The sequence below is a fragment of the Streptosporangium sp. NPDC002544 genome (assembly GCF_040295965.1).
In the GTDB taxonomy this organism is placed as follows: domain Bacteria; phylum Actinomycetota; class Actinomycetes; order Streptosporangiales; family Streptosporangiaceae; genus Streptosporangium.
Genome location: NZ_JBEOWJ010000038.1, coordinates 90,449 through 99,747 on the forward strand (window position 1 = coordinate 90,449; position 9,299 = coordinate 99,747).

Below are 9,299 nucleotides of genomic sequence, written 5' to 3' on the forward strand. Positions count from 1 at the left end.
CCGCCTCGGCCCGGCGCGAGAACACGCCTCCCGTGAAAGTGGACAAATCAGTGTTGGGGAGGCATCCGATATCGCTAAAGTCATCCCCATGTCTGATCCTCAGCAGATTGACCCCGCGGGCAACACCCAGGCGTTCCGCGCGTTCGCCCAGCGCAAGGACCCGGAGGCCGCCCCCGAGAAGCGGTCGCTCGCCCTGCCGATCACGGCGGCCGTGGTGGTCGCGGTGCTGGTCATCGTCGTTGTGGCCGCATACCTGCTGCTCTAACAACCGAACAGTCCGGAGCGCCGACGGCACCGCCCTCGGCGCTTTTCGCGTTCCCTGACGACGGGAACGTGCCGACCGGTCGGTGTGAGGAGGCTCACCGCGCCACGCGTATGGACGACGCGACCACCGCTCTCTAAATTAGACATGGAATCTAATAGTAATGAGCACGGAACGCTCTCATCGCCGCAGCCGGAACCGGCGGAGAGCCCGTGCCGCCCGAGAGGTCGCCGACGGCAGAGGTCAGCAAGGAGATCGCATGAGCACGCATCCCGGGATCACGATCATTGGCACCGGCTTCGCCGGACTGGGCATGGCGATCAAGCTCAAGGAAGCCGGATACCACGATTTCGTCATCCTGGAGAAGGCCGGCGACCTGGGCGGGACCTGGCGGGACAACACCTACCCCGGCTGTGCCTGCGACGTCCCCTCGCACATGTACTCCTTCTCGTACGAGCTCAACCCCGGCTGGTCGCGGATGTTCGCGCCCCAGGCCGAGATCTGGGACTACCTGCGCGCCTGCGTCGACAAGTACGGCCTGGCGGAGCACCTGCGGTTCGGCAAGGAGGTCGTCGGGCTGGAGTACGACGACACGACCCGCGACTGGCGGGTGAGCGTCGCCGGAGAGGAGCCGTTCACCACCAACGCCGTGATCTCGGGCATCGGCGCGCTGCACGTGCCCTCGCTGCCCGCGATCCCCGGCCGCGAGAGCTTCGCGGGCCCCTCCTTCCACTCGGCGGAGTGGGACCACTCGGTGGACCTGACCGGCAAGCGGGTCGCGGTCATCGGCACCGGCGCCTCGGCCGTCCAGTTCGTCCCCCAGATCGCCGGGAAGGTCTCCCGCCTCCACCTCTTCCAGCGCACGCCTCCCTGGATCCACCCCAAGCCCGACTTCCCCTTCTCCTCCCGGGCAAAGCGGATCCTCGGCCTGCCCGGCGCCGCCAGGGCGCTGCGCAACTCGATCTACTGGGCGCTGGAGACCCGCGCGCTGGGCTTCACCGTCGACCCGCGTCTGATGAAGGTCCACCAGAGGATGGCCCTGAGCCACCTCGCCAAGCAGGTCCCCGACCCGGCGCTGCGCGCCAGGCTCACCCCCGACTACACGATCGGCTGCAAGCGCATCCTGATCTCCAACGACTACTACCCGGCACTGGGCAGGGAGAACGTCGAGCTGATCACCGAAGGGGTACGGGAGATCAGGGAGAACTCGATCATCGACTCCACCGGCAGGGAGATCGAGGTCGACGTGATCGTCTACGGCACCGGCTTCAAGGTCGTCGAGGCGCTGGACGAGCAGCGGATCATCGGCAGGAACGGCAGGAAGATCCAGGAGGCCTGGCAGGACGGCGTGGAGGCCTACTACGGCATCACCACCGCCGGGTTCCCGAACCTGTTCTTCCTGCTCGGCCCCAACACCGGCCTGGGGCACAACTCGGTCGTCTTCATGATCGAATCCCAGGTCCGGTACGTTCTCGACTGCCTGCGCCTGCTGTCGAGGACGAAGGCCAGGGCCATCGACGTACGCCCCGAGGCACAGCGCGACTACAACGACCGCCTTCAGGGGCGCCTGAACCACCTGGTCTGGAACGAGGGCGGCTGCCGGAGCTGGTATCTCGACGAGCACGGCGTCAACAGGACGATCTGGCCGGGCTTCACCTTCGAGTACTGGGCACGCACCCGGAGGCTGAGGCCGGAGGCCTACGAACTGATTCCCTGACTGATCCGGCGGCGCGGCCGAGGCCGCGCCGCCGGACGTCCTTGCGTACCGCCGCGACCGGCTACCCGCGCTCGTTCACCACCAGCGCGCTGCCACCGCCGCGCCGGGTCGGTTCCGCCACCGCCTGGAGCCTCCCGTGCCGCAGGAACTCGACGGCCGTGGCCGCGCCGATCTCGGGATTCAGCACGAGGCTGTGCCCCTGGCGCGTGAGCTCGGCGCCGTAGCGATCGATGAACGCCTGCTCGGCCTGGGTCTGGGCGGTGTTGCGCTGCGTGGCCCGGGGGGCGGCGAGCGCCTCGGGCAGCGACATGCCGAAGTCCCAGCGGTTGACGAGGATCTGCAGCACCGTGGTGATGATCGTCGAGCCGCCGGGGGACCCCAGCGCGAGCAGCGGCCGGTCATCGCTCAGGACGATCGTCGGCGCCATCGAGGAGCGGGGGCGCTTGCCCGGCGCGGGCAGGTTCGGGTCGCCGGGGGCGGGGCCGAAGGTGAAGTCGGTCAGCTCGTTGTTGAGCAGGAAGCCCCTGCCGGGGACGACGATTCCGTTGCCGCCGGTCGACTCGATGGTGATGTTGTAGGCGACCACGTTGCCCCACCGGTCCACGACCACCAGGTGCGTGGTCTCCGGCCCCTCCTTCGCCACCTCGGGGGCCGCCGCGGACGGCACCGCCTGGCACGGCCCGTACATCCCGTCGGGGTCACCGGGCGCGGCCGGGTGCGGCATCGCCCGCTCGCCGATCAGGCAGGCGCGCTCCTTGGCGAACCCGTCGGAGAGCAGTTCCTTCAGCGGGACGCCGGGGATGTCCCCGACGTACTTGCCCCGGTCTGCGAAGGCGAGCCTGGACGCCTCCAGGTACTCGTGCTCACCGACCTCGGGCAGGGCCTCAAGGATGTTGAGCGCCTCGCCGACCGTCGAGCCTCCCGAGGACGGCGGCGCCATGCCGTACACGTCCATGCCCTTGTACGTCACCTTCGTGGGCGGCCGTTCGAGCGCCCGGTACGCCTTCAGGTCGGACAGCTCCATCAGCCCCGGCCGCACGTTACGGGTGGATCCGGGGGTGACCGGTGGTTTCTTGACCGTGGCCACGACCTCGGCGCCGAGGGCACCGCCGTACAGCCACTCCCCGCCCAGCCTGCCGAGCCTGCGATAGGTGTCGGCCAGCTCGGGGTTGCGGAAGGTGGAGCCGACCGGCGGCGGGGCGCCGCCCGGCAGGTAGAGCTTGGCCGTGGAGGTGAAGTCCTTGAAGCGGGCGGCGTTGGCGGCGGTCTGGTCGTAGAAGGTTTGGTCGACCTTGAACCCCTTGGTGGCGACGTCGATCGCGGGTTTCAGCGCCTGGCGCAGCGAGAGCGTGCCGAACCTGCGCAGCGCCAGCTCCCACTGGGCCACGCTGCCGGGCACCCCCGCCGAAAGTCCGCTGGTCACGGCGTCGTCGAACGGGATGCCCTCCAGGGAGGCCGGGCCCATCGCCTTCGGCGCGGCCTCCCGGCCGTCGATGGTGTGGACCTTCTTGCGGCGCGCGTCGTAGTAGACGATGAACCCTCCACCGGCCAGTCCCGCCGAGTAGGGCTCGGTCACGCCCAGGGTGGCGGCCGCGGCGACCGCGGCGTCCATGGCGTTGCCGCCGTCGCGCAACACGCCCAGCGCGGCCTTGCTGGCGTCGAGGTCGACGGTCGAGACCGCACCACCGGACCCCTCGGCGACGGGTTTCTTCTCCACCTGCGACACCGGTGGAGACACCGCGGATGGGGACAGTGCGGGTGGAGACGCCAGCGCGGGCTGGACAAGCAGTAAGGAACTTCCCACCAAGATCCCCGCCAGGGGGGTGATGCGACGACTGATCATGATGACCTCCCGCAGACAGCTTGACTCAGCCGGTGACCCTTGTCAGCCCCTTCCCTCCCCCAAAGGGTGTAGTGCCACATACATCACTGAAGGGACGCAAACGCCACGAAAGCGCACGTAAAGTGCTGAGCGTGCGTGCCAAATCCCGGTGGATCGACCTCCTCCTCCCGCTGTTCGTGGGGGCTCTCCAGGTCATGGGCACCCACAGCGTGCAGTGGTGGCAGGTCCACGACACCGGCATGCTCCGCGTCCCGCTCGATCCACCGGGATACGCGCTACTACTGGCCGGGCCGCTGGCCCTGGCCGTCCGGCGCCGCCACCCGGCGCTCAGCGTGGCCGTCGCGGTGGGCTCGACCCTGCTCTTCATCGCCCTCGGCTACGCCTACGGCCCGGTCTTCCTCAGCCCGATCATCGCGTTCTACCTCGCCGTGGTCGGCGGCCACCGGCGGGTGGCCCTGCCGCTGTGGGGCCTGGCCTACGTGTTCTTCGTGGTCTACACGTCCTGGTTCGCCCCGGCGCTCTCTCCGGGGTGGTTCCACAACCTCGCGATGGCCGCGCTGATGGGCCTGGTACTGGCGGTGGCGGAGTTCTCCCGGGCCAGGAACGAGCGGCAGGCCGAGCACGAACGGGTGGAGCGGGAGGAGGTGCGGCGGCAGGCCAGCGAGGAGCGGCTGACCATGGCGCAGGAGTTGCACGACGTGCTCGCGCACAACATCTCCCTCATCCACGTCCAGGCCTCCACCGCGCTGCACCTCATCGAGGACCACCCCGAGCAGGCACGGACCGCGCTCACCACGATCAAACAGGCGTCCAAGGACGTGCTGACCGAGATGCGCTCGGTGCTCAACGTGCTCCGCGACGGCGCGCCCCGCTCCCCGACCGCCGGGCTGGACCGGCTCGACGAACTCATCGAGCGCAGCGGGCTGCGGGTCGTCAAGAACGTCACCGGCGAGGTCAGGCCGCTGCCTCCCGGGGTCGACCGGGCCGGTTACCGCATCGTTCAGGAGGCCCTGACCAACGTCACCAGGCACGCCCCGGGCGCCTCGGTCACGGTCGCCCTCGACTACGGCCGCCGCGCACTGACCCTTCGGGTCACCGACTCGGGCGGCAACGCCCCCGGAGAGAATCTCGGCAGCGGCAACGGCGTCCCCGGCATGCGGGAACGGGCCTCGGCCCTCGGGGGAACGCTGACCGCCGCACACCATGGAAGGGGCTTTCGCGTCGAGGCCCGGCTGCCGATCCCGGAGGAGTCCGAATGATCAAGATTGTCCTCGCCGACGACCAGGCCCTCGTCAGGGCGGGGTTCCGGGCCCTGCTGGACGCACAGCCGGGGATGACCGTGGTGGCCGAGGCCGGCGACGGGTCCCAGGCCCTGCGACTGGCCGCCGAGCACGAGCCGGACGTGGTCCTGATGGACATCCGCATGCCCGGCATGGACGGGCTGACCGCCACCAGGGAGATGCCTCCCGGTCCGAAGATCATCATCTTGACCACCTTCGAGCTCGACGAGTACGTCTTCGAGGCCCTCCGCAACGGCGCCAGCGGCTTCCTGGTCAAGGACACCGAACCGGCCGAGCTCATCCAGGCCGTCAGGGTGGTGGCCGGAGGCGACGCGCTGCTCTCCCCCAGCGTGACCCGCCGCCTGATCGCCGAGTACGCCAGCCGCGCCAAGGAGCCGCACCGCAGCCGTGATCTCGACCTGCTCACCGACCGCGAGCGCGAGGTCCTCACCCTGGTCGGCACCGGGATGACCAACGACGAGATCGCCGGCAAGCTCTTCATGAGCCCCGCCACCGCCAAGACCCACGTCAGCCGGACCATGATGAAACTCCATGCCCGCGACCGCGCCCAGCTCGTCGTCATCGCCTACGAATCCGGCCTCGTCCGCCCCGGCTGGGTCTGACGGCTCAGATCCCGGTAAAGGCTCCCGCCCGCTCGACCCACTTGCGATACTCAACGTGTTCATCAGAACACGAAGGGACATATCTTCACGGTCATGACATCGCGACGGAGCCACGCCCACCTGCGCCCCTCCCCCGAGACCTCGTCCCAGCCCCTGCCAGGTACGGCGCGCGAGCTCTTCGACGCGCTCCCGCAACTCCCCGGGCTGCGGACCGAGATCATCGACGGAAGACTGATAGTGAGCCCGCTGGGCACCCCCGAACATGCCCGGATCGCAATGCGTTTGTACAGAGCCCTCCTTCCCCTCATCGAAGAGAAGGAGTGGGACGGCTTCAGCGGCAACGTAGACGTCTGCGTCGACGGACCACGCGACCCTATCGTTCCCGATTTCGTGCTGGCCCAGGTCGACTGCCCACGCTGGGGAGCCCGCGAGCTGCTCTCCTCCGGCCTGCTCATGGTGGCCGAGATCGTGTCGCCGGGAAGCGTCATCGACGACCGCGACCGCAAGCCCGACATCTACGCCTCCGGTGGCGTCCCGGTGATGCTCCTCATCGACCCCGTGGCCACCCCCGCCACCGTGACGGTCCTCAGCGACCCCAAGGAGGGGGCGTACCGGACCTCCACCCGGGTCGAGATGGGCTCGCACCTGCACATCCCGGAACCGGTCGACTTCACCCTCGACACGTCGATCTTCGCGACCGCCCAGGGCACCGTGTGACGGACGGCGTCGCGTCCCCGGCGGCAGGAAACGGGACGTCCGGTAAGGGCGACATAAGCGTTGGGTAAGGAAATGTCACTGTCGGTTAACCTCCGGCGGGATTAGGTTTACTCCGTGGGGATCTGGAGTCGTACCGGAGACATCCGCTGAGCGCGGGGGCGGCCACGCTGTTCGCCGGAGGGCTCGCTGCGGGGCTGGTGGCGGGCACCACCTCGTGCGCGGCCGTGCAGGGCGGCCTGCTCACCGGACTCTCCTCCGGCGGCCGATCGGCCTGCTCCGGCGGGCGCGGCGGGCTCGCCTCGGGGCCGTCGAACCCCGCGAAGCCGTCGAACCTGGCGGCCGTCGCGCTCTTCCTGGCCGGGCGCTTCGGCTCCCATGTGGCGGCCGGGGCACTGCTCGGACTGGCGGGGTCCACCGTACAGCTGGGCCCCCAGCTCAGGGCCGCACTGCTCGTCGTGGCCGGAATCGCGGTCATGATCTTCGGAATCCGCACGTTCGGCCGCGAGCGGGACCACGGCCCCGAACCGGACGGGCACGGCTGCGAACACCCGCCGGAAAGCGGCGAGCCGGACGGTGGCCACGGACCCGACGGGGCCGCGGACGGGCGCGCCTCCTGGCGCGGCGCCGTCTCCCGGATCACCGCTCCCGCGCCCAGGGCGGTGGCGCTGGGCGCGGCGACGGTCCTGCTGCCGTGCGGGGTGACGCTCAGCGTCGAGATGGTGGCGGTGTCCAGCGGGTCGGCGTCGGGCGGGGCCGCGGTGATGGCGGGGTTCGTGGCCGGGACGGCACCGGCGTTCGCACTGCTCGGACTCATCCTGCGGCGGGCCGCCGCCACCAGGCTGGCGGCGCTGGCGGGGGTCGTCGCGCTGGCGGCGGGCCTGTGGACCGTCTCCTCGGGGCTGCGCCTGGGAGGCTGGCTCCCCGGATCCGGCGGCCCGGCGCTGGCGGCGGGCCACCCCGCGCCGGCGACGGACGGCCCGGCGGGAACCGCCACGCGCACCGGCGGCGTGCAGCGGATCGAGATCTGGGCCACCCGCGACGGCTACCGTCCCGGCGTGGTGACCGGCCGCGCGGGAGTGCCCACCGAACTCGTCTTCCACCTGGGGGGCGATCCCGGCTGCACCCGGACGCTCACCATCGACGGCCGCGACGTGGCGCTCCCCGCCACCGTGCGGCTCGGCGCACGGGACGCGGGTTCCCTGCGTTACAGCTGCTCTATGGGAATGTACGTGGGATTCGTCAAATTCGTCTGAGCCGGACGCGAGACGGAACTCCAGGATTACCCTCCGCGATCGAGCGGTTACATGGCACCCTGTGATCTGTCGGCTGCGTGCCGTCGGCAAGGAGGGGACATGGGGTGGTGGCCTGACGACCCGGAGGCGAGCGCGGGGCTGATACCCACCCCCCGGAGCACTGAGCACGAGAACGACACGGACGGCGAGACGGAGCTGCTGCTCTCCGCGCACGGTGGTGACGTGCAGGCCGCCCACCTGCTCGGCCGCCACTTCGCGCAGCAGGGCGACCGCTCGGCGGCGCGGCACTGGTGGGAGCGCGCGGCGGCCGCGGGCAACCTCGACAGCGCCTACAACCTGGGCGTCTGGCACGAGAAGCACGGCACCCCCGCGGAGGCCGCGAGGTGGTACGAGCTGGCGGCCGACGCCGGCGACGTCGAGGCCGCGGTGAACCTGGCGACGCTCCTGCTCGACCAGCACGGCGACGCCCCGGCTGCCCGGCGGTGGTACGAGAGGGCGGCCAGGGCGGGCTCCCGTGCCGCGGCCAGGAGGCTCGCGCTGCTCTGCGAGGACGCCGGCGAGACGAAGTCCGCCGGGGAGTGGCACCGCAGGGCCGCGATGGACGGCGATCTGGCCTCGGCCCACGACCTGGGGTTCCTCGCCTACGCCTCCGGCGAGGACGACGAGACGCTGCGTTGGTGGGAGCTGGCCGCCCGGGGCGGTCACGCCGACGCGGCCTACCACCTCGGCCTTTTCCTGCAGGCCAACCGCGATCCGGAGGGGGCGGAGGCGTTCTACCGGCTGGCCGCCAGGAACGAGCACCCCGGAGCCGCGTCCCAGCTCGGCGGGATCGCGCTCTCCCTCGGCGACCTGCGCACCGCTCGCGCCTGGTTCGAGCGGGCCGCCTGCACCGGCAGGATCGACGACCAGCGGACCGCGGGGTTCGTGTGCGTGGAGATGAGCGACGCGCGGGGGGCCAGCCACTGGTTCAGCCGGGCCGCGGCGGGTGGCGATCCGGAGGCCGCTTTCAATTTCGGCCTGCTGCTCATCGCCGAGCACAGTGACCTGCGGGGCGGGCAGCACTGGTTCCGTCAGGCGGCACAGGCCGGGCATCACAGGGCCGCGGTCGAGCTGGCCGCGCTGCTGTCGGCCGCGGGGTTCTCCCGTGAGGCGGAGCGGTGGCTCACCGATCCGCCGTCCCCGCTCTGGGATCGGAGCACCGAGCCCGAGCTCGTCGCCCGCGCCGAGCTGGCCGCGGCCGCCGTGGTCCGGCGGGGCGGCACCCCGCTGAGGATCGGCGACCTGACCGAGCTCCTCGGCACCTGGGATCTCATCACCCGGCCACTGCGCGACCACACGGACGTCACGGCCTGGCTGACCGAGCGGAGCGGGCTGCCGCCGGACGCGATCGAGCACCTGGCGGCCGTCCGGGCCGCGCTGCTCCGCCCCGGCGGTGCTCCCTGGCCGGCCCCGGCGGAGGTCGAGCAGGCCCTGGTCACCGCCCGTGCCCTGCGCTCCGGCTGGTCCCCATGACCGATACGGCGCGGTCAAGATCCTGGAGCAGACCGGCAAGGAGCTGACCAGGGAGAGGTTCCTGGCCGCGGCCAACGGCTCCTTCGACTACG

At 70.9% G+C, this 9,299-nt stretch carries 8 protein-coding genes; 7 read left to right on the forward strand and 1 reads right to left on the reverse strand.

Features of this window, described 5'->3' with window-relative positions:
• Positions 1-88: 88 nt before the first annotated feature.
• Positions 89-265, forward strand: coding sequence for a hypothetical protein (locus ABT061_RS40260; protein WP_169750083.1), 177 nt, complete (start codon positions 89-91; stop codon positions 263-265).
• A gap of 256 nt (positions 266-521) precedes the next feature.
• Positions 522-1,979, forward strand: a complete 1,458-nt coding sequence (locus ABT061_RS40265) for a flavin-containing monooxygenase (protein ID WP_350928145.1) — start codon at positions 522-524, stop codon at positions 1,977-1,979.
• A 61-nt stretch (positions 1,980-2,040) separates the two neighbouring features.
• Here the strand turns inward: ABT061_RS40265 and ABT061_RS40270 are convergent, their stop codons facing one another.
• Positions 2,041-3,696, reverse strand: a complete 1,656-nt coding sequence (locus ABT061_RS40270) for a gamma-glutamyltransferase family protein (RefSeq protein WP_350928147.1) — start codon at positions 3,694-3,696, stop codon at positions 2,041-2,043.
• Between the two features lie 257 nt (positions 3,697-3,953).
• Between ABT061_RS40270 and ABT061_RS40275 the strand changes: the two genes are divergently transcribed.
• The 5 genes from ABT061_RS40275 to ABT061_RS40295 all read left to right on the forward strand — a co-directional run bounded on the left by ABT061_RS40275 (position 3,954) and on the right by ABT061_RS40295 (position 9,207).
• On the forward strand, positions 3,954-5,081 hold the full coding sequence (locus ABT061_RS40275; RefSeq protein WP_350928149.1) for a sensor histidine kinase: 1,128 nt from the start codon (positions 3,954-3,956) through the stop codon (positions 5,079-5,081).
• A complete protein-coding gene (locus tag ABT061_RS40280; protein ID WP_350928150.1) occupies positions 5,078-5,725 on the forward strand; it encodes a response regulator transcription factor in 648 nt (215 codons plus the stop codon). The genes ABT061_RS40275 and ABT061_RS40280 overlap by 4 nt, the downstream gene beginning before the upstream one ends.
• Positions 5,726-5,818: 93 nt before the next feature.
• The gene (locus tag ABT061_RS40285) at positions 5,819-6,442 is read left to right on the forward strand and encodes a Uma2 family endonuclease (protein ID WP_350928152.1); all 624 of its coding nucleotides are present in this window, start codon (positions 5,819-5,821) and stop codon (positions 6,440-6,442) included.
• 197 nt (positions 6,443-6,639) lie between these two features.
• Positions 6,640-7,695, forward strand: a complete 1,056-nt coding sequence (locus ABT061_RS40290; protein WP_350928154.1) for an urease accessory protein UreH domain-containing protein — start codon at positions 6,640-6,642, stop codon at positions 7,693-7,695.
• A gap of 99 nt (positions 7,696-7,794) precedes the next feature.
• Entirely contained in the window at positions 7,795-9,207 is a 1,413-nt protein-coding gene (locus ABT061_RS40295) for a tetratricopeptide repeat protein (RefSeq protein WP_350928156.1), read from the forward strand.
• The last annotated feature ends 92 nt before the right edge of the window (positions 9,208-9,299 follow it).